We start from the raw sequence: 24769 nt of genomic DNA on the forward strand, positions 1-24769 counted from the left end.
GATCATCCGCAGGAAAGCGGCGCCGATGAGGTACTCCACGCAGAGATCCACCGCGGACCCGGCCCCCGTGCACCGCACGGGCACCGCCGCCGCGGACGCCCCGCTCGACGAGCTGGACTACCTGCTGATCACCGCGTTGCAGACCTCGCCCCGGGCGGAGTGGGCGCAGATCGGCAAGGCGCTCGGGGTGGACGGATCGACCGCCGCGCGCCGTTGGAACCGCCTCACCGAGGCCGGGCACGCCTGGCTGAGCTGCTACACGGTGGCGTCCGGGGTGACCCTGCCGATCATCGCGTTCATCGAGGTGGACTGCGTGGCGGGCGCCCTGCACGAGGTCGCGGCCCGGATCGCGGACGACCCGCATCTGATCACCATCGAGCACGTCACCGGCTCCCGCGACCTGGTCCTCACCGCCGCCTTCCCCGATCAGGCGATGCTGGCCCGGTACGTCGGCTTCCGTCTCGGCGCCCTGCCCGGCGTCGCCGCGACCCGCTCCCAGATCGCCACCGCCGTCCACACCGAGGGCAGTCGCTGGCGGCTGGACCGGCTCGATCCGGACAGCCAGGACGTCCTGACGAAGGACCGGGGCCCGTCCCTGCCGCGCCGGGGGCTGACCGCCCCGGACGAGCTGGACCACCGGCTGTACCTGCTGCTGAGCGAGGACTTCCGCCGGCCCGCCGCCCGGCTCGCCGAACACCTGGGCGTGAGCCCGACCACCGTGCGCCGACGGCTCGACCGGATGCACCGCGAGGACGCGCTCGTCTACCGCTGCGAGGTGGCCCGTTACCTCTCCGGCTGGCCGATCTCCGTGACCCTGTGGGGCATCGCCCCGGCCGCCGAAACCGCCCGGATCGCCTCCCAGCTCATCGGGATGCGCGAAACCCGCCTCTGCGCCTCACTGTCGGGGCCGCACAACCTGATGCTGGCGGTGTGGCTGCGTTCCGCCGAGGAAATCGGCGCCTTCGAGGCCCGGTTGGCGACCCGCTTCCCCGAACTGGTGGTCGCGGACCGGGCGGTGACCCTCTGGCCGCTCAAGCTGGCCGGCCACCTCCTGGACCCGCACGGCCGCCACGTCCGGGGCGTCCCCGTCACCTTCTGGGAGGACCCGGGCGCCCACCGGGCCGAAGACGCCCTGCTGGAACGGCTACGGAACGGCCCTCAGGCGTGAGTGGCCGCCGCCCGCCCCGTACGTCAGAGGTACGCGGCGTACGCGTCCAGCGCCCGCAACACCTCCGGGGCACCGGCGGACGGCAGATGCGCCACGACCTCCTCGATGCCCAGCTCGGCGAAGTGCGCCAGTTTGCCGGGCGTCGGCACGACCGCGTACGGCACCACCTGGAGCTGCGCCGGATCGCGGCCCGCCTCCTCCCAGGCCGTACGCAGCCGCGGCACGGCCTCGGTGAGCCCGCTTCCGCCGATCGGCAGCCATCCGTCCGCGTGCCGCGCGATGTCCGCGAAGAGCTTCGGCCCGGCCGCGCCGCCGATGAGCGTACGAGGACCGGTGACCGGTCCACGCGCCTTCCGGAGCGGCTTCGGGTAGGCGATGCTGGCGCGTACGGATCCGAACTCACCCTCGTACGAGGTGGGTTCGTCCGCCCACAGCGCCCGCATCAGGGCCAGCCGGTCACGTCCCCGGGCACGCCGGGTCTTCCACTCCACCCCGTGGTCGGCGGCCTCCTCGACGTTCCAGCCGAAGCCGACGCCCAGGGTGAACCGGCCGCCGGAGAGGTGGTCGAGCGTGGCGACCTGCTTCGCCAGGTCGATCGGGTCGTGCTGCGCGACCAGCGTGATCCCGGTGCCCAGCGCGAGCCGCTCGGTCACCGCCGCCGCCTGCCCGAGCGCGACGAACGGGTCCAGCGTCCTGCCGTACTCCACCGGCAGATCGCCGCCCGCCGGGTAGGGGGTGTCCCGGCTCACCGGGATGTGGGTGTGCTCGGGCAGGTAGAGCCCGGCGAAGCCGCGCTGCTCCAGCTCGCGGGCGAGCGCGACGGGCGCGATCGTCCGGTCGGTCAGGAAGATGGTGGTGGCGATCCGCATGCGGGGGAACCTCCGAGGTGGGCCCGGTGACGTGACGCGCCCCACGGTAGGGCGCGGCGGCGGCGACGGCACGAGGCGTGCACACACCGGTTCCTCACGCGCACCGGTTCCTCACGCGTCCCGGCTCCGCACTCACCCCGGTCCGCGCGCACCCCGCGTCAGGCGGTCAGCGGCCCGAAGAGCACGGCACCGACGGCGGCGAACAGCGGGGCGCCCCACACCGTGTGGCTACGCGCGCGGTTCGGGGCCACGTACGCGAGTGCCGACGCGGAGAACGTCGACCACCAGATGCTCTGCCCGGCATCACCCCAGCCGAAGTGGCCCGACCACACCGCCGCGACGGCGTATCCGACGGCCGCCGCCGGCAGGGCCCAGGAGGCATGCGGCCCGAAGGGGTCCCACCTCGGGAAGGAAGGAGCCCCTTTCGCGGACCGTCGCCTGGCCCGGACGGATCGGACGATCGCGATGATCACCGACACGGCGGCGACCGCGCCCCACAGGACGCGGGGCACGACGACAAAGGGATCGAGGTCACTCATGGACATCCTCAGGCGTTGTGCCCGGTCCGGCCGCGGAGGTCCCCGCCGTGGCGGGCCGTCGGACGGATCGGGCGGACGCCCCCGGCGGGTTCGAGGACGACGGTCCCGGGGACGCGGCTTCGTGTGTCGTCCCGACGCATTGTCCTGGACGGGAGCCGGGCCGGGCACGGCAGCCCCGGGGCGCCACGCGACCGCCGCATCCGGTCGGCTCCCCAGGGGTAGTGGCCCCTCCCGCCGGGAAGAGTGCCGGTGTTCGATACGTGACCCGGGGGGGTACGCATGGCATTCCTGCTGTTCGTCGCGGCGGCGGTCCTGAGCGTGATCGGGATGGCGACCGACAACGACACGCTCTTCGACGTCAGTTGGCTCATCTGGCTGCTCGGCCTGCTGCTGGCGCTCCACGCCTGGCGGCAGCACCGCAAGTACGGCACCCCGGAGAGGCTGGCAGCCTCCGCCGAGGGCGGCGACCTGCGCGCCCTGCGGTCGATCGCGCTGATCGCGAAGATCGGGGGCGACCTGGACGAGGCGGAGCGCCTCTTCCGGCTGGGGGTGGACCGGAAGGACCCCGAGTCGATGTGGGAGATGGGCCGCCTGGTCGAGGACCGGGACGGGCTGGCGGCGTCGGAGCCGTGGTTCCGGATGGCGGCCGAGCACGGGCACTTCTTCGCCAAGCGCTTCTTCCGGCCGGGTCACGCCCTCAACATGAACGGCGACAACCCGCTGTAGGGGGCTGCCGGACCGCCAGGACCTGCGCGGTAGGTTCACGGGCATGGCCACCAGGGGCAGTGCGGACACGCGGACGACGGCCGTCGTCTGGGCCGTGGTCGCGGCGCTCTGCGCGGGTGCCACGGCTCTGGCCCTGGTGATCGGCCTGGCGTACGTGGCTCCGCACGGCCGGGCCGAGCAAGTGACCGTGACCGACTGCGCGGTCCACCGGGCCGGTAAGAACGACTACGTCCGGTGCGAGGGGAGCCTGTCCGACGGCACCCGGATCGTGGTGCAGGGCGCGGACCACCCGGGCCGGACCGTCGAAGTGGTGCGCGCCCCCTGGGGCCACTGGATCGTCCCGCGCACCGGCCCCCTCGCGTGGACCGCCGCGCTGGCGGCCCCGCTGCTGCTGCTCCTGGCCACCGCGGCCTGCGGGGCAGCCACGTTCAGGACCGGCCGCCGGGCCCGTGACCGGCCGGTGGCGGGGCGGCTCCGGCCGGTGGGACTCCGGTGAGCGGGGGCGCGGGCGGGGCGGCCCCCGCCCCCTCATCTCAGCAGTCCGGGATCACCGCCCCGTTGTTGTCACGGGCCTCGTCGTTGCCCCAGCGGGAGAGGTAGTACGCCGAGACGTAGGCGTTGCGCCCGTTCTTGCCCGCGTACACCGTGTCCAGATCGGTCCGCAGCCACCAGTGGTTGTAGGCCGAGCCCGAGCCGATCTGCGCACCCCAGACCTTGCAGTACACGTAGTTGGTACCGGCGTTGAGCACGCCCTGGGCATCAGCCGTGTTCGCGGCCGCGTACCCGGTGGCGTTGGCGAAGGTGTCGACCCAGTACTTCCCCGTACTGCCACCACCACATCCGTTGTCGCTGGTCAGGTACTTGCTGTAGTAGGCCCCCGGATAGGGCGCCAGGGACTGGCCGTTGAGCACGATGTTCTGCCCGACGCCGTTGTACAGCTGCTCGTAGTGGATGTGCGCGCCGGAGCTGTTGCCCGTCGAGCCGGTCACCCCGATCTGCTGGCCCTGGGCGACCTGGGCCCCGTTGGCGACGGAGTACGCGGAGAGGTGGAAGTAGTAGGTCTGCCAGCCGCCGCCGTGGTCGACGGCGATGTAGTTGCCGGCGCCGCTGGGCTGGGAGTAGCGGTAGGCGGTACCGGCGGCCGAGGCCAGCACGGGTGTGCCCGCCGTGGCGCCTCCGTCGGTACGGACGAAGTCGAGGGCGAGCCGGACCTCGGCCGAGTGGTGGCTGTAGGTCCACTGCTGGCCGCAGGGGTAGGGGGCCTTGAAGTTCGGGGCCGCCGCGGCCGGAGTGGCGTACAGCAGACCGGCCACCAGGGCGACGAGCGTGAGCAGGGCGATGCGCAGGGGGGATCGCACGCGGATTCATCCTCCGGGTCGGGAGCCGGGCGTCGTGGGGTACGGGGCGTCGCGTCGAGCCGAACAGCCCTCAGCATGCCGGAGGCCCGGCCGCACCAATAGACCCCCGCGCCGCCTGCCGCCACCCGCCCGCCGCCCTCTGCCCGGCCCCGGCGCCCCGACCCCGGCGCCCCGGCCTACTTCCGGTACATCTCCTCGATCTCCGCCGCGAAGTCCCGGGCCACCACGTCCCGTTTGAGCTTCAGCGAGGGCGTGAGCCGGCCGTTCTCCTCGGTGAAGCCGACGGGCAGCACGGTGAACCTGCGGATCGACTCGGCGCGCGACACGGAGCTGTTGGCCTCGTCCACCGCGTGCTGGATCGCCTCCAGGAGTTCCGGGTCGTGGATCAGCTCGCGGATCGGGACGCCCCGCTTCTTCTTCATCTGCCGCCAGTGCGCGAGCCCGTCCTCGTCCAGGGTGATCAGCGCGGTGATGAAGGAGCGGTTGTCGCCGACGACCATGCACTGGCCGACCAGCGGATGGGCGCGCAGCCAGTCCTCCAGCGGGGCCGGGATGACGTTCTTCCCGCCCGAGGTGATGATGATGTCCTTCTTGCGGCCCGTGATGGTGAGGTAGCCGTCGTCGTCGAGCACGCCGAGATCGCCGGTGGCGAACCAGCCGCCGTCGAGCACCGGCACGGACGCGCCGCGCCGCGCATCCCAGTATCCGTGGAAGACCTGGCCGCCGCGGAGCAGTACCTCGCCGTCGTCGGCGATCCGCACCGCACCGCCGGGCAGTGGCCAGCCGACCGTCCCCAGACGGGGTTTGAGCGGTGGGGTCACCGTATGGGCGGCGGTGGTCTCGGTGAGGCCGTACCCCTCGAAGATCTCGATGCCCGCGCCCGCGTAGAAGGAGGCGAGCCGGCGGCCCAGCGGGGAGCCGCCGCAGATGACGTACCGGACGTGGCCGCCGAGGGCGGCGCGGATGCGGCGGTAGACCAGCGGGTCGTAGAGCGCGCGGGCCATCCTCAGGGCCTTGCCGGGTCCCGGGCCCGTGCCGTGTTCGGCGGCCTCGACCGCCTGGCCGTACCGCTGGGCGATCCCGGCGGCCCGGTCGAAGGACGAGGCGCGGCCCATCTTCTCGGCGGTGGCCCGTCCGGTGTTGAAGACCTTCTCCAGGACGTACGGGATCGCCAGCAGGAACGACGGCTTGAAGCCGGCCAGATCCTCCAGCAGGTCCTCGGTGCGGATCGAGGGGGCGTGTCCGAGCCGGACCCGGGCGCGCAGGCAGCCGACCGCGACCATCCGGCCGAAGACATGGCTGAGCGGCAGGAACAGCAGGGTGGAGGCCGGGTACTTGGAGACCGACTTGAAGACCGGGTGCAGCAGTTCGATGGCGTTGTCGACCTCGGCGAAGAAGTTGCCGTGGGTGAGCACGCACCCCTTGGGGCGGCCGGTGGTGCCCGAGGTGTAGATCAGGGTGGCCGCGTTGTCCGGGCTCATGAGGGCGCGGCGTTCGTCCACCGCCGCGTCGGGCACGCCCGCGCCCGCCGCCTTGAGCCGGCCGAGCGCCCCGGTGTCCAGTTGCCACAGATGGGCCAGGTCGCCGAGTTCCTTGCGCTCCTGGCTGACGATCCGCGCCTGCTCCTTCCCCTCGACCGCGCAGGCCTGCGCACCGGAGTCCTGGAGGATCCACCGCACCTGGTACGCCGAGGACGTCGGGTAGACGGGCACGGTGACGAGCGCGGCGGCCCAGGCGGCGAAGTCGAGCAGCGTCCACTCGTACGTCGTACGGGACATGATCGCGATGCGGGCGCCGGGCTGGAACCCCTCCGCGATCAGGCCCTTGGCGACGGCGCGCACCTCGTCGGCGAACTCGCGGGCGGTCACATCCCGCCAACTGCCGTCCTCCTGCTTGCGGCTGAGGACCGCGTCCGAGGGCGCCTCGCGCGCGTTGTCGAAGGGGATGTCGGCGAGCGAGCCGTGGCGGACGGGCGGCGCGAACGCGGGTACGGAGGCCTCCCGCACCCGGCCGGCCGCGTCGCGCAGGGTGAGCGGCGGGACGAGAACGGGCGGCGCGGCGGATCCGGCGTTCGCCGGGGACGCGGGCGGGGCGGGGGGAGTGGACACGTGCGGCTCCTCGGGCGGGGACGGGTGGCGGGCGGTCACGGGGCGGGTCCGGCGGGCGAACGGCCGCTGCTGTCGCGGCCGTTCGCCCAGAACCGTCAGGGCCGTTCGAGGATCGCCGTCACCCCCAGACCGCCGGCCGCGCAGATCGAGACCAGTCCGCGCCCCGGCCCCCCGCGCTCCGCGAGCAGCTTGGCGAGGGTGGCGACGATCCGTGCGCCGGTCGCCGCGAAGGGGTGGCCGGTGGCGAGCGAGGAACCGGCCACGTTGAGCTTCGCCCGGTCGACGGGGCCGAGGCCCTGCTGCTGCCAGGCGGCGAGCGTGGCCAGCACCTGCGAGGCGAACGCCTCGTGCACCTCGAACAGGTCGAAGTCGGCGAAGGTCAGCCCGGCCCGCTCCAGCAGCCGGGGCACGGCGAGGGCGGGGGCCATCAGCAGGCCGTCCTCGGCGTTCTCGCCGTGCACGTGGTCCACGGCGGCGCTCTCGTACAGCGAGAGGTACGCCAGCGGCTCCAGGCCGCGCGCCTCGGCCCACTCCTCGCTCGCCAGCAGCACGGTGGCGGCACCGTCGGTGAGCGGGGTGGAGTTCCCGGCGGTCATCGTCGCGCCGGGGGCGCCGGTGCCGAACACCGGCTTGAGGGTGGCGAGTTTCTCGACGGTGGAGCCGGGCCGCAGGTTCTGGTCCCGCTCCAGACCGAGGTACGGGACGACGAGGTCGTCCAGGAACCCCCGGTCCCAGGCGGCGGCCAGCCTCTGATGGCTGGTCGCGGCCAGGAGGTCCTGGTCCTCGCGGGTGACGCCCCAGCGGCGGGCGGTGATCGCCGCGTGCTCCCCCATCGAAAGGCCGGTGCGGGGTTCGGCGTTGCGCGGGACGTCGGGGACGAGGTGGCGGGGGCGGATGGCCGCGAGCGCCTTGATCCGGGCGGCGTTGCCCTTGGCCCGGCGGGCGCTCAGCAGGATGCGCCGCAGTTCGTCGTTGACGCCGAGCGGGGCGTCGCTCGCGGTGTCCGCGCCTCCCGCGATGCCCGAGTCGATCGCCCCGAGGGTGATCTTGTTGGCGACGGCGATGACGGCCTGGAGCCCGGTGCCGCACGCCTGCTGGAGGTCGTACGCCGGGGTGCGGGGGTCCAGCCGGGAGCCGAGCACGGTCTCGCGGGCGAGGTTGAAGTCGCGGCTGTGCTTGAGGACGGCGCCGGCGGCGAACTCCCCCACCTGTTGCCCGGCCAGGCCGAACCGCTCGACGAGCCCGTCGAGCGCGGCGGTGAGCATGAGTTGGTTGGACGCTTCGGCGTAGGGGCCGTCCGAGCGGGCGAACGGGATGCGACTGCCGCCGAGGATCGCGACCCGGCGCGGCTGCGGAAGGGGAATCATCGCGGCCCTCCCGTCCCGGTGGCCCACGTCGCCCTGGTCGTCCCGTTCGCCCGGACCGTCTCGCGCCCCGGTGTCGCTCCGGGCCGTTTCCGCAAGCGGTTCATCTCGACCAGCTCCTGACTCTTGAGTAACCTTACTCTGGAGTAAATCTAAGACCGAGCAGGGAGTCTGGACAATGGCCGACCGCTATCTGCACCTGACCGGCACAGCCCCCGGCCGTTTCCTCACCCGCCGCCTGGGCCTCCCCCAGCCCGCGCCGTTGCGCCGCTGGTCCCTGGAGACGCCCACGCTCGACGGTCCGGTACTGCACCTCACGGCGGGCGAACCCGCCGTCCCGGGCGAGGTCGGCGAGCTGCTCGCCCGCCTGGGGCTCCCGGTGGTGGAGCGGGAGCAGGCGTCCCGTCCCGCCGGGATCGTGGTGGACGCGACGGGCATCGCCTCCGCGACGGGGCTCGCCGCCCTCCACGCGGCCCTGCACCCGGTCGTCCGCTCACTCGCCCGCGGCGGCCGGATCGTCGTCCTCGGTACGGCCCCGTCCCCCGAGGACCACCACCAGGCCGCCGCGCAGCAGGCGCTGGAGGGGTTCGTCCGGTCGCTCGGCAAGGAGATCGGCCGGGGCGCCACCGTGCAGCTGGTACGGATCGTGCCGGGCGCCGCCGCGTCCGCCGAGTCCACCCTGCGCTTCCTGCTCTCGCCCCGGTCCGCGTACGTCAGCGGCCAGGTCGTCGAGGTCTCCGGTGCGGCACCGGACCAGGTCGCCGACTGGTTCGCCCCGCTGTCCGGCCGTACCGCCCTGGTCACCGGCTCGGCGCGGGGCATCGGCGAGGCCGTCGCCTCGGTGCTGGCCCGGGACGGCGCCCGGCTGATCTGCCTCGACGTCCCCCAGGCCGAGGACGAGCTGGTGCGCACGGCCGACCGGCTCGGCGCCACCGCGCTGGCACTGGACATCACCGCACCGGACGCGGCCGAGCGGATCGCGGCGGCGGTCCCGGACGGGCTCGACGTCCTCGTGCACAACGCCGGCATCACCCGGGACCGGCGGCTCGCCAACATGGCGGCCGACCGCTGGGCCTCGGTGATCGACGTCAACCTCGACTCGGTGCTGCGGACCACGGACGCGCTCCTCAAGGGGGGCACCCTCAACCGGGGCGGCCGGATCGTCGCCACCGCCTCCATCGCGGGCATCGCCGGCAACAACGGGCAGACCAACTACGCGGCGAGCAAGGCGGGCATCATCGGCCTCGTCCGCTCGCTGGCCCCCCGCGCCGCCGCCGAACACGGGGTCACCGTCAACGCGGTCGCCCCCGGCTTCATCGAGACGAAGATGACCGCCGCCGTTCCGCTCTTCATCCGGGAGGCAGGCCGCCGCATGAACTCCCTCTCCCAGGGCGGACTTCCGGTGGACGTGGCCGAGACGACCGCCTGGTTCGCGCAGCCCGCATCCACCGCCGTCAACGGCCAGGTGGTACGGGTCTGCGGCCAGAGCCTGTTGGGGGCGTGAGCCGATGACCGGCCTCGAACTCACCCTTCTGCGCGGTGCGTTGATGTCACCGCTCAAGCGGCCGGGCCGCCCCGGCACGCGACTCCCGGCCACCCGGATCACCCGCCCCGGAGCACCCGCACCGGCCGAACTCCTCGCGCGCTACCGCCGGATCTGCCGTTTCCCCGCCACCGGCCCGCTCCCCCTGACCTATCCGCACGTGCTGGCCTTCCCGCTCGCCATGCGGCTGATGACGGCACGGTCGTTCCCGCTGCCGGTCCTCGGCCTCGTCCACACCTGGATCGAGATCACCTCCCACCGACCGGTCCACCCCGAGGAGTCCCTCCAACTGATCGTCCACGCGGAGAGCTTGTCGCCGCACCGGCGCGGGACGGAGGTCACCGTGGTGACGGAGGCCCGGGTCGCGGACGAGCCGGTGTGGGAGTCCCGCAGCGGCTACCTCGCCCGCCACGCCGTACGAGCAGCCCTCGCGGACCCCGCGCCGGCACCCGAACACCTCCCCGGCCTGCCCGCCGTCGCCGAGTGGCGGCTCACCGGCGATCTGGGGCGGCGGTACGGCGCCGCGTCCGGGGACCGCAACCCGATCCACCTCCACCCGCTCACCGCCCGCCTGTTCGGCTTCCCCCGGGCCATCGCCCACGGGATGTGGACCGTCGCCCGGTGCCTCGCCGAGGCGGAGGGCGCCGAGCACATCCGTACCGTACGGGCCGAGTTCCGGGCGCCGGTACTGCTGCCGGGCGCCGTGACGTACGCGGCGGACGGCTCGGGCACCACGTTCCAGCTGCGCGGCGGCCCGGAGGGTGAGCGGATCCACCTCACGGGTGCGGTGACCCGGGACGTCTGATCCCGTACGGTACGACCCCTCGGGCACGCCCCGCGACACGTACGACCACCAGGAGGAACCATGGAGACCGCCGACCGCTTCCGGGCCGCCGTGGAGAAGGGTGAACTCGGCGCACTCGACGACCTGTTCACCGACGACGTCCGCCTCTACAGCCCGGTGAAGTTCACCCCCTTCGACGGCAAGCCCCAGGTTCTCGGGCTCTTCGGAGTCCTGCTCCGGGTCTTCGAGGGCTTCCATTACGTCGGCCGCTACGAGGGCGCCGCCGAGACCAGCGCCGACGGCACCGAGGCGCCTTCGGAGGTCCTGCTCTTCCGGGCCACCGTGGACGGCGTCCAGATCCACGGAATCGACCTGCTCCACTACGACGAGGCCGGTCTGATCAAGGAGTTCACCGTGATGGTCCGCCCCCAGTCCGCCGTCCAGGCGCTGGGCAAGGCGGTCTACGCGGGCCTCGTCGCCGAAGGGCTCGCCCCGGAAGCTCCCTGAGGGCACCGGGCGCACCCCGCCCCACGTCAGGCCGGCGGCTGCCAGGGCCGCCCGTTCATGAGGTTCTCCAGGCCCGCCCAGGAGAAGTTCATCAGGGTGGCCGCCGCTTCCCGGGCCGAGACGCCCGGGGTCTCGTTGGCCCAGCCCGCGAGCGCCTCGGCGGCGCCCACGAGCGCCTGCGCGAGGCCCACCACGTCCCGGTCGGGCAGCGCGGGATCGTGGTGCGCCTCCCGGGCGGCGGCACCGATGAGCCCGGTCACGAAGGTGACGATCTCGTCCCGCATCGTGGTGATCTCCGAGGCGAACGGCTCCCCGTGCGTACGCGCCTGGCGGTGCAGCACCGCCCAGCCGTCCGGGTTCTCGGCGGTGTGGACGAAGAAGGCGCGCAGCCCGTCCCAGAGTTGGCGGTCGGCGGGCAGCCCCGGCTCGACCCCTGCCTGGACCGCGTCCACCAGCGCCTTCGCCTCACGGCGGATGCACGCGGTGAAGAGCTCCTCCTTGGAGTTCAGGTACAGGTAGACCAGTGGCTTCGACACACCGGCGAGCTCCGCGATCTCGTCCATCGAGGCCGCGCGGTAGCCGCGCTGCCCGAAGATCTGTACCGCCGCGTCCATCATCTGCCGCTCACGCACGGCGCGTGGCATCCGCTTGCTCTTCACCGCATCCATGTCGGACTTCCTTCCGCCCCCGCTGCCTTACTCCCGAGTAAGGGTACGGGGAGCCGGGCGGTTCCCTCGGCTCGCGGCGCCCCGGAACGGCGCGGGGGCGCCCGGTCCCGAAGGACCGGACGCCCCTGCGTCCGTGGTGTGCCGTGCCGGCTGGGCCGTGTTCTGAAAGTAGCGCCGGTCGCCCGGACGCCGCCGGACAGGCGGGACTTTCAATACACGCTTCAGGCGGCGACGGGGACCCGTACGGGCTCCTCGTCCACGGCCTCGATCTCGTCCACCGGCGAGGCGGAGGCGGAGGCGTACTTGTCGAGGTCGAGGATCTTCTCGCGGGCCGAGACGATCACCGGGACCAGCGCCTGGCCGGCCACGTTGGTGGCGGTGCGCATCATGTCCAGGATCGGGTCGATGGCCATGAGCAGGCCGACGCCCTCCAGCGGGAGGCCCAGCGTCGAGAGGGTCAGCGTCAGCATGACCGTCGCGCCGGTGAGACCGGCGGTGGCGGCCGAACCGATGACCGAGACGAAGGCGATCAGGATGTAGTCACCGACGCCGAGCTGCACGTCGAAGATCTGCGCGATGAAGATCGCGGCCAGCGACGGGTAGATCGCGGCGCAGCCGTCCATCTTGGTGGTGGCGCCGAACGGCACGGCGAAGGAGGCGTACGCCTTCGGGACGCCGAGGCGCTCGGTGACCTTCTGGGTGACGGGCATGGTGCCGACCGAGGAGCGGGAGACGAACGCCAGCTGGATCGCGGGCCAGGCGCCCTTGAAGAACTGGAGCGGGCTGACCTTGGCGACGGTGGCGAGCAGCAGCGGGTAGACACCGAACAGCACCAGGGCGCAGCCGACGTAGACGTCGGCGGTGAAGGTGGCGTACTTGCCGATGAGGTCCCAGCCGTAGTCGGCGATGGCGTAGCCGATGAGGCCGACGGTGCCGAGCGGGGCGAGGCGGATGACCCACCACAGAGCCTTCTGGAGCAGCTCCAGGATCGACTCGCTGAGGGTGAGGATCGGCTGGGCCTTCTCACCGAGCTTCAGGGCGGCGATGCCGGCGACGGCGGCCATGAAGACGATCTGGAGGACGTTCAGCTCGGTGAACGGCGTGATCACGTCGGTCGGGACGATGCCGGTGAGGAAGTCGAGCCAGGACCCGGCGTGCTCGGGCTTGAGGCCGTCCTTCGGCGTGAGACCGGTGCCGGAGCCCGGGTTGGTGATCAGACCGATGGCGAGACCGATGGCCACCGCGATCAGCGAGGTGATCATGAACCAGAGCAGGGTGCGGGTGGCGAGCCGGGCCGCGTTGTTGACCTTGCGGAGGTTGGTGATCGACACCAGGATCGCGAAGAAGACGAGCGGCGCGACGGCCAGCTTCAGCAGCTGGACGAAGATGTGGCCGATCTTGTCGAGCGTGGTGTAGAGCCACGCGACGTCGTAACTGCGGGTGATCCAGCCGAGGACGACACCGAGGACCAGACCGGCGACGATCTGGGCCCAGAAGGGCACCTTCGGTATACGGAAACCGGAGCTCTTGGGCTCGGCGGTCTCCGTGGTGGACGCGGAGTTCGCGGACACGGACACACTCCAGAGAGGACGCGGCGTACGCACGGGGGCGCGCGTACGCGGGAAAGGTGTGGGGACGGAAGGCGGCGTCCTCGCCGGGAGGCGGCGCCGCTGCGTGTTGTCGGGTCAGACGCGACAACAGGCCGCGGTCGTGCGGCGGCAGAGATCGACGTGCAGGCGCGCCACGAGCGGGACGCCCGGGGCGTAGCGGATTCGCACTGCTGTCTTCATGTCGTTCACGTTAACACCGCGGCTTTGAGGCCCTCAAAGTTTTTCTATGACCACGCGTCCCGCCGTCCGCGACGCGTAAGCAGCGGATAAGAACGCCAAAGACCCCGGTTCCGGAGCGACTTGCTCCGGTCCGGGGTCCGATGTGCGACGTCCCCGAAGGGCGTCGGTGTGACGAAGGTTACGTGCCGAGTTCCGGCGGAACGTGAACCGCGCCCTACTGGACGGCGTCCTCGCGCGTGCGGTTCGCCTCCAGGCGGGACTTGGCGCGGCTCACCTTGTCGACGACCTGGGCGGACATCTCGTCGCGCTGCTTGCGCAGCAGGACGTAGCTGAGGGGGGCGGACAGCACCAGCCCGAGGAGCACGACCCAGACGACGTTGGAGCCGCCGACGCCGGAGGGGATCACGCCGAAGTGGACCGCCACTCCGGAGACGAAGAAGCAGGCGACGAAAATCAGCAGTCGCAGCGCGGAGTACCGGATCGTTGCGCTCGGCTTGGCAGCGGACACGGCTGAACCTCTCTCTACGTACGACGGTGATGCGATCCTGCCCGACCAGTGAAGCATGCCCCGAAATCGTTCGGTTCACAGGGTTGCCGCGAGCCCCCGCACGCCTCGCGCACCCCCGGCTGAACTGCGGGAACGCGCCGGGCCGCGACCCCGCCGCGACCGCTGGGCCGGTCAGAGGAGCGGGAGCAGCATGGTGATGTCGTCCCGGTCGTCGCCGGGGGCGACCCGGATCGCGTCCGGCACCCGGCCCACCTCCTTGTAGCCGCAGCTGCCGTAGAAGCGGTCCACCCCGGTACCGCCCCGGCAGGTGAGCCGGATGGCCTCGATCCCGTCGACGCCGCGCGCCGCCTCCGCCGCCGCCGCCATGAGGTCGCGCCCGTATCCCTTGCCCTGGTGGGAGGGGTGGACCATCACGGTGTAGAGCCAGAGCCAGTGCCTCATCAGCCGGTGGGTGTTGAGGGTGAGGAAGGCCGTCGCCGCGACCTCGCCGCTCTCGTCCCTGCCGACGAGCAGCCGGGTACGGCCCTCGACGATCGCGGTGAGGTGCTTGAGCAGCTCGGGGCGGATGTCCTCGGTGGTGACCGGCGGCACGAAGCCGACCGAGCCACCCGCGTTGGAGACGTCGGTCCAGAGCGTCAGGATGCCGTCGCGCAGCTCGGAGTCGAAGGCGGGGTCCAGGGTGAAGGTAAGAGCCATGAGCCAAGGTTAACCATTACACCTGGGCACTCTCAACCAGCTTTCCGGAAGACGGGCCTCCGGTACGTCACACCCGCCGAACGACCGGCCCGCACCCGACGGACGAAGGGCACAAACGCCGGAGGGCCCCGGCCGCAGGTGGGAACACCTGCCGCCGAGGCCCTCAGGACGTGGGCCGGTGCCCGCTCAGACCCGCATCGCCTGCGGCGACTCGCGCCGGTCGGCGTCCGGGCCCGGGTACTCGCGGATGATCTCGTACCGGGTGTTGCGCTCGACGGGCTGGAAGCCCGCGTCCCGGATGAGCTCCAGCAGATCGTCACGGCCGAGCTTGTTCGGCGTGCCGTAGTTGTCCGCGTCGTGCGTGATCTTGTACTCGACGACCGAGCCGTCCATGTCGTCCGCGCCGTGCTGGAGCGCCAGCTGAGCGGTCTGCACGCCGTGCATCACCCAGAACACCTTGACGTGCGGCACGTTGTCGAACAGCAGCCGGGACACGGCGAAGGTCTTCAGCGCCTCGGCACCGGTGGCCATCGTCGTCCGCGCCTGGAGCTTGTTGCGGATCTTGCCGTCCTTCATGTCCACGAAGTCGTGCTGGTAGCGCAGCGGGATGAAGACCTGGAAACCGCCGGTCTCGTCCTGCATCTCCCGCAGCCGCAGCACGTGGTCGACGCGGTGCCGGGGCTCCTCGATGTGTCCGTACAGCATCGTCGCCGGGGTCTTGAGACCCTTCTCGTGCGCGAGGCGGTGGATGCGCGACCAGTCTTCCCAGTGGGTGTTGTGGTCGACGATGTGCTGGCGGACCTCCCAGTCGAAGATCTCCGCGCCGCCGCCGGTCAGCGACTCCAGACCGGCTTCGATCAGCTCGTCGAGGATCTCGGAGGCGCTGAGCCCGGAGATGGTCTCGAAGTGGTGGATCTCCGTCGCCGTGAACGCCTTCAGCGCGACGTTCGGCAGCGCCTCCTTGAGGGCGCTGAGCGAGCGCGGGTAGTACCGCCACGGCAGGGTCGGGTGGAGCCCGTTGACGATGTGCAGCTCGGTGAGGTTGTCGTTCTCCATCGCCTTGGCGAGGCGGACGGCCTCCTCGATGCGCATCGTGTACGCGTCCTTCTCGCCCGGCTTGCGCTGGAACGAGCAGTACGCGCACGAGGCGGTGCACACGTTCGTCATGTTGAGGTGCCGGTTGACGTTGAAGTGCACGACGTCACCGTTCTTGACGGTGCGCACCTCGTGGGCCAGACCGCCGAGCCAGGCCAGGTCGTCGGACTCGTAGAGAGCGATCCCGTCCTCGCGGCTCAGCCGCTCGCCGGCCCGGACCTTCTCCTCCAGCTCGCGCTTGAGTCCCGCGTCCACAGATACGCCTCTCATTTCTCTACGTAACAGCCTTCCCGTAACCGTACGCCTAGTGCCGCGACCGGAATCGCTTGCCCCGTCGCGACACTAACGCTCCTCGGGAAGCTCCCCGACCCGGTTCTCCCACTTCGTGGAGAGCACGATGGTCGTCCGGGTGCGGGAGACGCCCTTCGTCCCGCTCAGCCGGCGGATCGTCTTCTCCAGGCCGTCGACGTCGCCGACGCGCACCTTGAGCATGTAGGAGTCGTCGCCCGCGATGAACCAGGCGTCCTCGATCTCCTCCAGATCGCGCAGCCGGCGGGCCACGTCCTCGTGGTCGGCGGCGTCGCTGAGGGAGATGCCGATCAGCGCGGTGACGCCGAGGCCGAGCGCCGCCGCGTTGACGGTGGCGCGGTAGCCGGTGATCACCCCGGCGGTCTCCAGCCGGTTGATCCGGTCGGTGACACTGGGCCCGGAGAGGCCGACGAGCCGGCCCAGTTCGGCGTACGACGCCCTGCCGTTCTCCCGAAGGGCCTGGATGAGCTGCCTGTCCACCGCGTCCATATGACAGAACCTTCCATTGTTCAGCGCTATCGCAAGTCTACGTATAGATTTTAAGGCAAATAGGGCCTTGACCCTATGAATCCTTCAGAAGATCCAAGAACGCGAAGCGCGCCCAGCCGCCGACCGGGCAGGGCGAGCTTCAGGTGGTACGTGAGCCGCCACCGAGTTCCCCCTCCCACCGGCGGTACAGGCCGTGCGGTACGCCCGCCGCGTCGAGCACCCGTCCGGCGACGAAGTCCACCAGGTCCTGGATGTGCGTGGCGCCCGCGTAGAACGCCGGGGACGCGGGCAGCACCACGGCTCCCGCCTCGTCCAGGGCCACCATCTGCTTCAGCGTCGCGCCGCTCAGGGGGGTCTCCCGTACGGCGACGACGAGGGTGCGCCGCTCCTTGAGCGTGACGCTCGCCGCCCGCTGGAGCAGGTCCTTCGACAGCCCGAGCGCGACCCCGGCCACACAGGCCGTCGAGGCCGGCACGATCAGCATCCCCTTCGCCGGGTACGACCCGGAGGACGGCCCCGCCGCGAGGTCTCCGGCGGGCCAGTGGCGCACTCCGGAGAGGTCCGGGTCGAAGGTGTCCGGCTTCCCGTCCGCCCCCCGGGCGAGCCAGCTCGCCAGGTCGTCCCGCCAGTGCCCGTCGCGGAAGGCGATCCCCGTCTCGTCCAGCAGCGTGAGCCGCGAGGCGCGGCTCACCACCAGGTCCACGTCCTCACCGGCGGCGATCAGACCGCGCACCACCGAAGCGGCGAACGGGGTCCCCGAGGCGCCGGACACCCCGACAATCCAAGGCCGTCGCCGCTGCTGACTCACTGAAGTCGTGGATTCCACACGCCGAGAGTATCCGTCCCCCGCGCACCGGCCGAACCCGGAACCGGGCAGGGGCTCCGGGGCGTTGTTCCCTCCGTACCGTCCGGTGCCGCCCGAGGCCGTCCGGTGCCGTCCGACGCGTCCGATGCCGTCCGGCCCGGGGAGGAAGTCATGAACGACATCCGTGCGAGCTCCGGGGGCGGGGCGGGAGCACGAGCCGGCACGCGGGCCGTGACGGCCGCGGTGCTGATGCTGGGCTGGGTGGCGCTGCTCTGGGTGCTGGAGGGCATCGACATGGTGACGGACCACGCTCTGGACCCGTACGGCATCAGCCCGCGCGAACCCGCCGAGCTGCTCGACGTCGTGCCCGCCGCCTTCCTGCACGGCGGCTGGGACCACCTCGCGTCCAACACCGTGCCGCTGCTGGTGCTCGGCTGGACGGCGGCGCTCGCGGGCGTCGAGAGGTTCCTCGGCGTGGTGCTGACGATCGTGCTGGTGAGCGGGCTCGGCGTCTGGCTGACCGCGCCCGCGCACACGGTCACCCTCGGGGCGTCCGGGGTGATCTTCGGGCTCTTCGGCTACCTGCTGGTCCGGGGCTTCGTGGACCGCCGCGCGCTGGACGTCGTGGTCGGCGTCCTCGTCGCGGGCGTCTACGGCTCGATCGTCTGGGGCGTGCTCCCGACCGACTCGGGCGTCAGCTGGCAGGCCCACCTCTTCGGGCTGATCGGCGGGGTGGGCGCGGCCTTCCTGTTCCGCAGGCCGCGCCGCCGCCCGTCCACCGCCGTCACGGCGTGAGGCCGCGCACCACCAGGTCGAGCAGGGTGCAGGCGAAGAGCGCCATGCCGATGAAGCCGTTGACGGAGAAGAACGCCCGGTTGAGCCGGGACAGGTCGTGCGGGCGCACCACCCGGTGCTCGTACACGAAGGCCACGGCGACGATCACCATGCCGATCCAGTAGAAGAGCTCCGCGTCGGTGGCGAGGCCGAACCAGACGAGCAGCCCGGTCGTGATCGCGTGGCAGACCCGGGCGCCCCAGAGCGCCGCCGGGATACCGAAGCGGGCGGGCACCGAGAGCACGCCGTGCGCGCGGTCGGCGCGGACGTCCTGGCAGGCGAAGATCAGGTCGAAGCCGCCGATCCAGACGCCGACGGCCAGCCCCAGGATGACCGCGTCCCACGACCAGCTGCCGGTCACCGCGAGCCAGGCGCCGATCGGGCCCATGGCCTGGGCGATACCGAGGATGGCGTGCGGGAAGTTCGTGAACCGCTTGCCGTACGGGTAGACCACCATCGGCACGATCGCGAGCGGCGCGAGCGCCAGGCAGAGCGGGTTGAGGAGGGCCGCGGCGCCGAGGAAGAAGACCAGCGCGACCACGGCGCCCGTCCACGCGGAACGCACGGAGACCGCGCCGGTGACGATCTCGCGGGTCGCGGTGCGCGGGTTACGCGCGTCGATCTCCCGGTCGATGATCCGGTTCGCCGCCATCGCGAAGGTCCGCAGACCCACCATCGCCACCGTGACGAGCAGCAGCTCGACCCAGTGGATCGACTCGCTGACCTGGAACATCGCGATCAGCGCGGCGATGTACGCGAAGGGCAGCGCGAACACCGAGTGCTCGATCATCACCAGCCGCAGGAACGCCTTCACCTTGCTGTTGGGCTGCGCCGGGCCGTGGCCCAGCGCTGCTTCTGCGGCAGTCACAGTCCGTATTCCTTCCAGCGGCGGTCGACCTTCGCCGCCGTCTGCGGGTCGGACTCGACCATCTCCGGCCAGCCTCCGTCCCGCGTGTAACCCTCCTCGGGCCACTTCCTCGTCGCGTCGATGCCCGCCTTGCCACCCCAGAACTGCTGGTAGGAGGCGTGGTCGAGGTGATCGACCGGCCCCTCGGTGACGGTCAGGTCCCGGGCGTAGTCGGTGTTGCCGAGCGCCCGCCAGGCCACCTCGTGCAGATCGTGGACGTCGCAGTCGGAGTCCACGACGACGATGAGCTTGGTCAGCGACATCATGTGCGCGCCCCAGATGGCACTCATCACCTTCTGGGCGTGCTTGGGGTACTTCTTGTCGATCGAAACGATCGCACAGTTGTGGAAGCCGCCGGCCTCGGGGAGGTGGTAGTCCACGATGTCCGGGACGATGATCTTCAGCAGCGGCAGGAAGAACCGTTCGGTGGCGCGGCCCAGCGGCCCGTCCTCGGTGGGCGGGCGGCCGACCACGATCGACTGGAGCAGCGGACGCTTGCGCATGGTCACGCAGTCGATGGTCAGCGCGGGGAACGGTTCCTGCGGGGTGTAGAACCCGGTGTGGTCGCCGAAGGGGCCCTCCGGGAGCATCTTGCCCGGCTCCAGCCAGCCCTCGATGACGACCTCGGCGTTGGCCGGGACCTGGAGCGGCACGGTCTTGCAGTCGACCATCTCGATCCGCTTGCCCTGGACGAACCCGGCGAAGAGGTACTCGTCGATGTCCCCGGGCAGCGGTGCGGTGGACGCGTACGTCACGGCCGGCGGCGCGCCGAAGGCGATGGCCACCGGCAGCCGCTCGCCGCGCTTGGCGGCGACCTGGTAGTGGTTGCGGCTGTCCTTGTGGATCTGCCAGTGCATGCCGATGGTGCGGCGGTCGTGACGCTGGAGGCGGTAGAGCCCGAGGTTGCGGACGCCGGTCTCGGGGTGCTTGGTGTGGGTGAGCCCCAGGTTGAAGAAGGAGCCGCCGTCCTCGGGCCAGGTGAAGAGCGCGGGCAGCTGCTCCAGGTCCACGTCGTCGCCGGTGAGGACGACCTCCTGGACGGGGGCGCTCTCCCCCTTCACCTTCTTCGGCGGCACGTGGATCATCGAGCCGAGCTTCCCGAACGCCTCGCGCACACCGACGAACCCGTGCGGCAGCTCCGGCTTCAGCAGCCCGCCGATCTTGTCGCTGATGTCCGAGTACGCCTTCAGCCCGAGCGCCTTCAGCAGCCGCCGGTCGGTGCCGTACACGTTCATGGCCAGGGGCATCGAGGACCCCTTGACGTTCTCGAAGAGCAGCGCGGGCCCGCCGGCCTTGTTCACGCGGTCGACGATCTCGCCGACTTCGAGGTAAGGATCGACCTCGGCCTTGATGCGCTTGAGATCGCCCTCACGTTCCAAGGCCCGGAGCAGGGAGCGAAGATCGTCGTAAGCCATGCCCACCAGTTTGTCATCCTCCCCACGCTCCCCCTCGGGCGCTCCCCCGCCGCCGCGCCGGGAGCGGGGCGGGTGGTCGCGGGTCTACCGTGACCGGGAATCCGGTCACGGCCCCGGCCGAACCCCCAGGAGGAACGCATGGCGCCGCATCAGGTACCGCCCGGGATCATCGACTTCTACGCCTCCGGCTACGACGAGGGCAGCCGGCTCACCAAGAGCGCGGACGGGGTGCTGGAGCTGGTGCGGACCCAGGAACTGCTGCGTCGCCACCTGCCGCCCGCCCCGGCGAAGGTGCTCGACGTGGGCGGCGGGCCGGGGGCGCACGCGCGGTGGCTGGTGGAGGCGGGGTACGCGGTCCACCTCGTCGACCCGGTGGAGCGGCACGTCCAGGAGGCCCTGGGGACCGGGGCCACCGCCGAGCGGGGGGACGCGCGGGCACTGCCGGCCGGGGACGCCACGTACGACGCGGTGCTGCTCCTCGGCCCGCTGTACCACCTGACCGACCCCGCCGACCGGAAGGCCGCCCTGGCGGAGGCCCGCCGGGTGGTCCGGCCGGGCGGGCTGGTCGCGGCGGCGGGCATCAACCGGTACGCCCCGCTCTTCGAGCACACCGCCTACGCCCACCTGCACCACCCCGCCATCGGGGAGAGCATCGTGGAGAGCCTGGCGACGGGGGTGTACGACGGCCGGCGCGGGTTCACCGAGGCGTACTTCCACACCCCGGAGGAGCTGGTGGCCGAGCTGCTCGGCTCGGGGTGCGAGGACCCGGTGGTGTACGGGATCGAGGGGCCCGCCTGGTCGCTGCTGAAGGCGACGGAACAGCACACCGGGGAGTCGCTCGTCGGCTCGCCGCTGTTCGAGTCCGCGCTCGCCGCGGCCCGTCTGGCGGAGCCTCATCCCGAGCTGCTCGCCGCCAGTTCACATCTGCTCGCCGTGGGGCGTCACCGGTAGCCGGTACCCTGGCGCCTCATCGGGGGCCATCACGCCCCGCCGCTTTCCCAGGGGGACGCCTCAACCATGCTCAGGGCCCTGATCTATCTCCTGCCGCTGGCGCTGACGATCTACGCCTTCATCGACTGCCTGAACACCCCGGAGGACGAGGCGAAGCATTTGCCCAAGGTCGCCTGGGTCTTCATCATCCTGCTGTTCTGGATCGTCGGCCCGATCGTCTGGCTGGCGGCGGGCAAGCTGCGCCAGGCGCCCGCCGGGGGACGTACGCCCTCCGAGTGGCACCGCAACCACCGCACCGAGTGGGTGGCGCCGGACGACAATCCGGAGTTCCTGAACAGCCTGCGCGCGGAGAACAAGAAGGACGAGTCGCTCCTGAAGGACTGGGAGGCCGACCTGCGCCGCCGCGAGGACGAGCTCAAGCGCCGCGAACGCGGTACCGGCCCCGACGAAGCACCGGGGACGCCTCCTCCGGCGACCGCCTGACCTGCGGCTCGCCCCGTACGACAGAGCCCGCGCGGGCCGGGAGACCGGACCGGGCGGGCTCTTCGACGTTCAGGTACGGCCGCTCACGGGCCGAGCAGCCCGCCCAGACGCTCCAGCAGCGGCAGCAGCGCGGTGCGCTCCTCCGGGGTCAGCGCCTCCAGCGCGCCGTGCACCACGCGCATCTCGGCGCGTATCCGGTGGGCCAGCTCCGTGCCCTCGGGAGTGCGGGAGGCGACCTTGGAGCGGCGGTCGCCGGGGGCGGGCGTGCGGACGAGCAGGCCCCGGGTCTCCATGCGGCCGACGAGCCCGGTGGCGTTGGAGGCGTCGCAGACCAGGTGGCGGGCGAGCGCGCTCATCGGCATCGGCGCGTCGAGCGCGACGAGGGCACGGGCCTGCGCGCTGCTCAGGCCGTGCCGGGCGGCGACGGCGGTGAGGTCGTCGGAGTGTCCTCGTACGACGACGGCCAAGGGCTCCAGCAGATCGTCCGGGGTGGGGACGGCGCGGGGTGCCGGTTCCGGGGGCATGGGGTGGTCATCCTCGGGCAGGGGCGCGGCCGGGTGAGCGGCGCGGAGTAAGCGTGCGGACCCTCCACGGTACGTCGCGGGCGCGCCGCACTCCGATTATTTGACTTACTCAACTTCCGGCAGTTACATGAAAAGCATTGCTTGATGATGTCAACTTCCCCACGACCCACCCCACCCGCCTCTCCGCAGGGAGCCCCCATGCCCGCCGAGTCCCCGGCCGCCCCGGCCGACGTCGTCGCCCGCCTCCGCACCACCTTCCGCACCGGCCGCACGAAGGACCTGGCCTGGCGCACCCACCAGCTGGAGCGGCTGCGCGCCCTGCTCACCGAGCACGGCGACGAGCTGGCCGAGGCGCTCCACGCGGACCTCGGCAAGAGCCGCGCGGAGTCCTACCGGACCGAGATCGACTTCACCGTCCGGGAGATCGACCACACCCTGGAGCACCTCGAAGACTGGCTGCGCCCCGAACCGGCCCCCGTACACGCCGGGCTCGCCGCCGCCGGAGCCACCGCGCTCACCGTGCGCGACCCGCTCGGGGTGGTCCTGGTCATCGCCCCGTGGAACTACCCGGTGCAGCTGCTGCTCGCCCCTCTCGCGGGCGCGCTGGCGGGCGGCAACTGCGTGATCGCCAAACCCAGCGAGCTGGCCCCCGCCACCTCCGCCGCCGTGGCCCGGCTGCTCCCCCGCTTCCTGGACACCGACGCGGTCGCCGTCGTCGAGGGTGCCGTCGAGGAGACCACGGCCCTGCTGGAGGAGCGTTTCGACCACATCTTCTACACCGGCAACGGCACGGTCGGCCGGATCGTGATGACCGCCGCCGCGAAGCACCTCACCCCGGTGACGCTGGAGCTGGGCGGCAAGTCCCCGGTCTTCGTGGACCGGGACACCGACCTCAAGACGGTCGCGCAGCGTCTCGCCTCGGGGAAGTTCCTCAACGCGGGCCAGACCTGCGTGGCCCCCGACTACGTCCTCACCGACCCGGAGACCGCAACCGCCCTCGCGGACGCGCTCGCCGCCGCCGTCGAGGCGCAGTTCGGCACGGACCCCTCGGCCTCCCCCGACTACGGCCGGATCATCAACGAGCGCCACTTCGACCGCCTGGTACGCCTGCTGGACTCGGGCCGTACGGTCACCGGCGGCGCCCACGACCGGGCCACGAAGTACATCGCGCCGACCGTGCTCGCCGACGTCTCACCGGAGGCGGCGGTGATGGGCGAGGAGATCTTCGGCCCGGTGCTGCCGATCCTCACGGTGGCCGGCCTGGACGAGGCGATCGGGTTCATCAACGACCGGGACAAGCCGCTGGCGCTCTACGCGTTCACCGAGTCGCCCGAGGTCCGCGAGCGGCTGCTGTCCGAGACCTCCTCGGGCGGCGTCGGCATCGGCCTGCCGCTGGCCCATCTGACCGTCTCCGACCTGCCGTTCGGCGGGGTCGGCGAGAGCGGCATGGGCAGCTACCACGGCCCCTACTCGATCGACACCTTCACCCACCGCAAGGCCGTCCTGGACACCCCGCTCGGCTGAGCCCCCAGACCCCGCCCGGCAGAGGCGCAGCAAGGTCAGACCCTGCCCAGGAACCCCGGGTCGGCCGGGCCCATCTGCCGGGCGAAGTCGGCGGCCACGCCGAGTACCTCCCGCATCGGTACGGCGCGGCGGCTGGTGGCCGCGAGGTCGTCCCTGGCCTCCTTCGACCACAGGAACGGGAACACGGAGAACCCCTGGTCGCAGGAGAGCGCGGCGGCCTCCTCGCGCCAGCCGGGCCACCGCAGGTCCCGGTAGAACCCTTCCGTTCCCCCGGAGGCCAGCCAGGAGACCCACCCCGAGTGGCCCGTCTCCAACGCCTCCCACTCCAGCGAGTCGGGGGCGAAGTAGATCATCTGGCCCGGGAGGCCGGGCCGGGCCGCCGCCTCGGGATCGTGGCCGTTCAGCGCGAAGACCCCGCCCAGGACGTCATGGCCGACGATCAGGCCGTCGGCCGGATACCAGGCGGGATCGAGGTCGGCGGGAAAGGCGTTGACCCGGGCGAGGCTCGGCAGTCCGCCGCCGCCACCGCCGAACACGCGGACCCACCCGTCGACGAGCAGGCCGCCGCTGTGCCACGCCAGGGCGCCGAGCGTCGACCCGACGGTGACCTGCATCTGGACCAGGCACCGCTCGGCCTCGGCCCGGTCGGCGGGGAGCACCTCGACCTGAGCCGGGCCGTCCGAGAACAGTTCCCGCACCTCGGGCCAGGCCGGGTCGTCCACGTGGATGAGTTCGTCGAGTGCGCGCATCCCCGGATGATCCCAGCACACGAAAAGCGGCTGCCCGCTCCTCCCGTACGTACGGG

Annotated in this window: 26 protein-coding genes; 10 read left to right on the plus strand and 16 right to left on the minus strand. The window is 71.8% G+C overall.

Annotated elements, in window-relative coordinates:
- Nucleotides 1-25: 25 nt before the first annotated feature.
- Nucleotides 26-1168 (plus strand): Lrp/AsnC family transcriptional regulator, encoded by a 1143-nt coding sequence (locus ACFWEP_RS02155; protein ID WP_387364111.1) that lies wholly within the window; start codon nucleotides 26-28, stop codon nucleotides 1166-1168.
- Between the two features lie 23 nt (nucleotides 1169-1191).
- On the opposite strand, the gene ACFWEP_RS02160 is transcribed toward ACFWEP_RS02155, so the two are convergent.
- Together ACFWEP_RS02160 and ACFWEP_RS02165 are read right to left on the minus strand one after the other, a co-directional pair.
- Nucleotides 1192-2037 carry an LLM class F420-dependent oxidoreductase gene (locus ACFWEP_RS02160; RefSeq protein WP_387364114.1) on the minus strand — a complete coding sequence of 282 codons (846 nt, stop codon included), beginning with the start codon at nucleotides 2035-2037 and terminating at the stop codon, nucleotides 1192-1194.
- 158 nt (nucleotides 2038-2195) lie between these two features.
- Entirely contained in the window at nucleotides 2196-2576 is a 381-nt protein-coding gene (locus ACFWEP_RS02165) for a hypothetical protein (RefSeq protein WP_387364117.1), read from the minus strand.
- Between the two features lie 279 nt (nucleotides 2577-2855).
- Between ACFWEP_RS02165 and ACFWEP_RS02170 the strand changes: the two genes are divergently transcribed.
- Together ACFWEP_RS02170 and ACFWEP_RS02175 are read left to right on the plus strand one after the other, a co-directional pair.
- A complete protein-coding gene (locus ACFWEP_RS02170) occupies nucleotides 2856-3302 on the plus strand; it encodes a sel1 repeat family protein (RefSeq protein WP_387364120.1) in 447 nt (148 codons plus the stop codon).
- Between the two features lie 43 nt (nucleotides 3303-3345).
- Nucleotides 3346-3798, plus strand: a complete 453-nt coding sequence (locus ACFWEP_RS02175; RefSeq protein WP_387364123.1) for a hypothetical protein — start codon at nucleotides 3346-3348, stop codon at nucleotides 3796-3798.
- 37 nt (nucleotides 3799-3835) lie between these two features.
- Here the strand turns inward: ACFWEP_RS02175 and ACFWEP_RS02180 are convergent, their stop codons facing one another.
- From ACFWEP_RS02180 to ACFWEP_RS02190, 3 genes are all read right to left on the minus strand, one after another.
- Nucleotides 3836-4660, minus strand: a complete 825-nt coding sequence (locus tag ACFWEP_RS02180; RefSeq protein WP_387364126.1) for a M23 family metallopeptidase — start codon at nucleotides 4658-4660, stop codon at nucleotides 3836-3838.
- A gap of 176 nt (nucleotides 4661-4836) precedes the next feature.
- Nucleotides 4837-6768, minus strand: coding sequence for an AMP-dependent synthetase/ligase (locus ACFWEP_RS02185; protein WP_387364129.1), 1932 nt, complete (start codon nucleotides 6766-6768; stop codon nucleotides 4837-4839).
- Between the two features lie 95 nt (nucleotides 6769-6863).
- Entirely contained in the window at nucleotides 6864-8135 is a 1272-nt protein-coding gene (locus ACFWEP_RS02190) for an acetyl-CoA C-acetyltransferase (protein WP_387364132.1), read from the minus strand.
- A 175-nt stretch (nucleotides 8136-8310) separates the two neighbouring features.
- Between ACFWEP_RS02190 and ACFWEP_RS02195 the strand changes: the two genes are divergently transcribed.
- Genes ACFWEP_RS02195 through ACFWEP_RS02205 form a run of 3 tightly spaced genes read left to right on the plus strand, consistent with a single transcriptional unit; the run spans nucleotide 8311 to nucleotide 10966 of the window.
- The gene (locus ACFWEP_RS02195) at nucleotides 8311-9636 is read left to right on the plus strand and encodes a 3-oxoacyl-ACP reductase (protein WP_387364135.1); all 1326 of its coding nucleotides are present in this window, start codon (nucleotides 8311-8313) and stop codon (nucleotides 9634-9636) included.
- 4 nt (nucleotides 9637-9640) lie between these two features.
- Entirely contained in the window at nucleotides 9641-10480 is an 840-nt protein-coding gene (locus ACFWEP_RS02200) for a MaoC/PaaZ C-terminal domain-containing protein (protein ID WP_387364138.1), read from the plus strand.
- 60 nt (nucleotides 10481-10540) lie between these two features.
- Nucleotides 10541-10966 carry a nuclear transport factor 2 family protein gene (locus ACFWEP_RS02205; RefSeq protein ID WP_387364141.1) on the plus strand — a complete coding sequence of 142 codons (426 nt, stop codon included), beginning with the start codon at nucleotides 10541-10543 and terminating at the stop codon, nucleotides 10964-10966.
- 26 nt (nucleotides 10967-10992) lie between these two features.
- On the opposite strand, the gene ACFWEP_RS02210 is transcribed toward ACFWEP_RS02205, so the two are convergent.
- From ACFWEP_RS02210 to ACFWEP_RS02240, 7 genes are all read right to left on the minus strand, one after another.
- Complete coding sequence (locus ACFWEP_RS02210) at nucleotides 10993-11634, minus strand: TetR/AcrR family transcriptional regulator (RefSeq protein WP_387364144.1); 642 nt, start codon at nucleotides 11632-11634, stop codon at nucleotides 10993-10995.
- 221 nt (nucleotides 11635-11855) lie between these two features.
- Nucleotides 11856-13205 carry a dicarboxylate/amino acid:cation symporter gene (locus tag ACFWEP_RS02215; RefSeq protein ID WP_387364147.1) on the minus strand — a complete coding sequence of 450 codons (1350 nt, stop codon included), beginning with the start codon at nucleotides 13203-13205 and terminating at the stop codon, nucleotides 11856-11858.
- Between the two features lie 433 nt (nucleotides 13206-13638).
- Complete coding sequence (locus ACFWEP_RS02220) at nucleotides 13639-13932, minus strand: DUF4229 domain-containing protein (RefSeq protein ID WP_328720069.1); 294 nt, start codon at nucleotides 13930-13932, stop codon at nucleotides 13639-13641.
- Nucleotides 13933-14103: 171 nt separating this feature from the next.
- Complete coding sequence (locus ACFWEP_RS02225; RefSeq protein ID WP_387364150.1) at nucleotides 14104-14628, minus strand: GNAT family N-acetyltransferase; 525 nt, start codon at nucleotides 14626-14628, stop codon at nucleotides 14104-14106.
- 186 nt (nucleotides 14629-14814) lie between these two features.
- Nucleotides 14815-15978 (minus strand): aminofutalosine synthase MqnE, encoded by a 1164-nt coding sequence (mqnE, locus tag ACFWEP_RS02230; RefSeq protein WP_387364185.1) that lies wholly within the window; start codon nucleotides 15976-15978, stop codon nucleotides 14815-14817.
- Nucleotides 15979-16065: 87 nt separating this feature from the next.
- Nucleotides 16066-16521, minus strand: a complete 456-nt coding sequence (locus ACFWEP_RS02235; protein WP_328720071.1) for an Lrp/AsnC family transcriptional regulator — start codon at nucleotides 16519-16521, stop codon at nucleotides 16066-16068.
- A 139-nt stretch (nucleotides 16522-16660) separates the two neighbouring features.
- Nucleotides 16661-17329 carry a UbiX family flavin prenyltransferase gene (locus ACFWEP_RS02240; RefSeq protein ID WP_387364188.1) on the minus strand — a complete coding sequence of 223 codons (669 nt, stop codon included), beginning with the start codon at nucleotides 17327-17329 and terminating at the stop codon, nucleotides 16661-16663.
- Nucleotides 17330-17497: 168 nt separating this feature from the next.
- Here ACFWEP_RS02240 and ACFWEP_RS02245 point away from each other — a divergent pair, with 168 nt between their 5' ends.
- Entirely contained in the window at nucleotides 17498-18121 is a 624-nt protein-coding gene (locus tag ACFWEP_RS02245) for a rhomboid family intramembrane serine protease (protein WP_387364154.1), read from the plus strand.
- Here ACFWEP_RS02245 and mqnP read toward each other — a convergent pair.
- Nucleotides 18111-19028 (minus strand): menaquinone biosynthesis prenyltransferase MqnP, encoded by a 918-nt coding sequence (mqnP, locus tag ACFWEP_RS02250; protein WP_387364157.1) that lies wholly within the window; start codon nucleotides 19026-19028, stop codon nucleotides 18111-18113. The genes ACFWEP_RS02245 and mqnP overlap by 11 nt on opposite strands.
- Nucleotides 19025-20482 carry a menaquinone biosynthesis decarboxylase gene (locus ACFWEP_RS02255; protein WP_387364160.1) on the minus strand — a complete coding sequence of 486 codons (1458 nt, stop codon included), beginning with the start codon at nucleotides 20480-20482 and terminating at the stop codon, nucleotides 19025-19027. The genes mqnP and ACFWEP_RS02255 overlap by 4 nt, the downstream gene beginning before the upstream one ends.
- A gap of 138 nt (nucleotides 20483-20620) precedes the next feature.
- On the opposite strand from ACFWEP_RS02255, the gene ACFWEP_RS02260 reads away from it, so the two are divergent.
- Complete coding sequence (locus ACFWEP_RS02260; protein WP_387364163.1) at nucleotides 20621-21433, plus strand: class I SAM-dependent methyltransferase; 813 nt, start codon at nucleotides 20621-20623, stop codon at nucleotides 21431-21433.
- A gap of 66 nt (nucleotides 21434-21499) precedes the next feature.
- Nucleotides 21500-21916, plus strand: coding sequence for a PLD nuclease N-terminal domain-containing protein (locus ACFWEP_RS02265; protein ID WP_387364166.1), 417 nt, complete (start codon nucleotides 21500-21502; stop codon nucleotides 21914-21916).
- Nucleotides 21917-21999: 83 nt separating this feature from the next.
- Here the strand turns inward: ACFWEP_RS02265 and ACFWEP_RS02270 are convergent, their stop codons facing one another.
- Nucleotides 22000-22440 carry a MarR family winged helix-turn-helix transcriptional regulator gene (locus tag ACFWEP_RS02270; RefSeq protein WP_387364169.1) on the minus strand — a complete coding sequence of 147 codons (441 nt, stop codon included), beginning with the start codon at nucleotides 22438-22440 and terminating at the stop codon, nucleotides 22000-22002.
- Between the two features lie 198 nt (nucleotides 22441-22638).
- On the opposite strand from ACFWEP_RS02270, the gene ACFWEP_RS02275 reads away from it, so the two are divergent.
- A complete protein-coding gene (locus ACFWEP_RS02275; protein WP_387364173.1) occupies nucleotides 22639-23964 on the plus strand; it encodes an aldehyde dehydrogenase family protein in 1326 nt (441 codons plus the stop codon).
- A gap of 35 nt (nucleotides 23965-23999) precedes the next feature.
- On the opposite strand, the gene ACFWEP_RS02280 is transcribed toward ACFWEP_RS02275, so the two are convergent.
- On the minus strand, nucleotides 24000-24713 hold the full coding sequence (locus ACFWEP_RS02280) for a DUF2625 family protein (RefSeq protein ID WP_387364176.1): 714 nt from the start codon (nucleotides 24711-24713) through the stop codon (nucleotides 24000-24002).
- Nucleotides 24714-24769: the final 56 nt, after the last annotated feature.

This window comes from Streptomyces sp. NPDC060198 (genome assembly GCF_042728415.1).
Lineage (GTDB): Bacteria > Actinomycetota > Actinomycetes > Streptomycetales > Streptomycetaceae > Streptomyces.

What these genes read in the sequence shown, in the direction of transcription:
- ACFWEP_RS02195 (WP_387364135.1), top strand. Translation starts at nt 8,311, where the DNA reads ATGGCCGACCGCTATCTGCACCTGACCGGCACAGCCCCCGGCCGTTTC.
- ACFWEP_RS02245 (WP_387364154.1), top strand. Translation starts at nt 17,498, where the DNA reads ATGAACGACATCCGTGCGAGCTCCGGGGGCGGGGCGGGAGCACGAGCC.
- ACFWEP_RS02170 (WP_387364120.1), top strand. Translation starts at nt 2,856, where the DNA reads ATGGCATTCCTGCTGTTCGTCGCGGCGGCGGTCCTGAGCGTGATCGGG.
- ACFWEP_RS02190 (WP_387364132.1), bottom strand. Translation starts at nt 8,135, where the DNA reads ATGATTCCCCTTCCGCAGCCGCGCCGGGTCGCGATCCTCGGCGGCAGT.
- ACFWEP_RS02235 (WP_328720071.1), bottom strand. Translation starts at nt 16,521, where the DNA reads ATGGACGCGGTGGACAGGCAGCTCATCCAGGCCCTTCGGGAGAACGGC.
- ACFWEP_RS02275 (WP_387364173.1), top strand. Translation starts at nt 22,639, where the DNA reads ATGCCCGCCGAGTCCCCGGCCGCCCCGGCCGACGTCGTCGCCCGCCTC.
- ACFWEP_RS02210 (WP_387364144.1), bottom strand. Translation starts at nt 11,634, where the DNA reads ATGGATGCGGTGAAGAGCAAGCGGATGCCACGCGCCGTGCGTGAGCGG.
- ACFWEP_RS02155 (WP_387364111.1), top strand. Translation starts at nt 26, where the DNA reads ATGAGGTACTCCACGCAGAGATCCACCGCGGACCCGGCCCCCGTGCAC.
- ACFWEP_RS02280 (WP_387364176.1), bottom strand. Translation starts at nt 24,713, where the DNA reads ATGCGCGCACTCGACGAACTCATCCACGTGGACGACCCGGCCTGGCCC.
- ACFWEP_RS02200 (WP_387364138.1), top strand. Translation starts at nt 9,641, where the DNA reads ATGACCGGCCTCGAACTCACCCTTCTGCGCGGTGCGTTGATGTCACCG.
- ACFWEP_RS02260 (WP_387364163.1), top strand. Translation starts at nt 20,621, where the DNA reads ATGGCGCCGCATCAGGTACCGCCCGGGATCATCGACTTCTACGCCTCC.
- ACFWEP_RS02270 (WP_387364169.1), bottom strand. Translation starts at nt 22,440, where the DNA reads ATGCCCCCGGAACCGGCACCCCGCGCCGTCCCCACCCCGGACGATCTG.
- ACFWEP_RS02265 (WP_387364166.1), top strand. Translation starts at nt 21,500, where the DNA reads ATGCTCAGGGCCCTGATCTATCTCCTGCCGCTGGCGCTGACGATCTAC.
- ACFWEP_RS02255 (WP_387364160.1), bottom strand. Translation starts at nt 20,482, where the DNA reads ATGGCTTACGACGATCTTCGCTCCCTGCTCCGGGCCTTGGAACGTGAG.
- ACFWEP_RS02165 (WP_387364117.1), bottom strand. Translation starts at nt 2,576, where the DNA reads ATGAGTGACCTCGATCCCTTTGTCGTCGTGCCCCGCGTCCTGTGGGGC.
- ACFWEP_RS02205 (WP_387364141.1), top strand. Translation starts at nt 10,541, where the DNA reads ATGGAGACCGCCGACCGCTTCCGGGCCGCCGTGGAGAAGGGTGAACTC.
- ACFWEP_RS02225 (WP_387364150.1), bottom strand. Translation starts at nt 14,628, where the DNA reads ATGGCTCTTACCTTCACCCTGGACCCCGCCTTCGACTCCGAGCTGCGC.
- ACFWEP_RS02160 (WP_387364114.1), bottom strand. Translation starts at nt 2,037, where the DNA reads ATGCGGATCGCCACCACCATCTTCCTGACCGACCGGACGATCGCGCCC.
- ACFWEP_RS02175 (WP_387364123.1), top strand. Translation starts at nt 3,346, where the DNA reads ATGGCCACCAGGGGCAGTGCGGACACGCGGACGACGGCCGTCGTCTGG.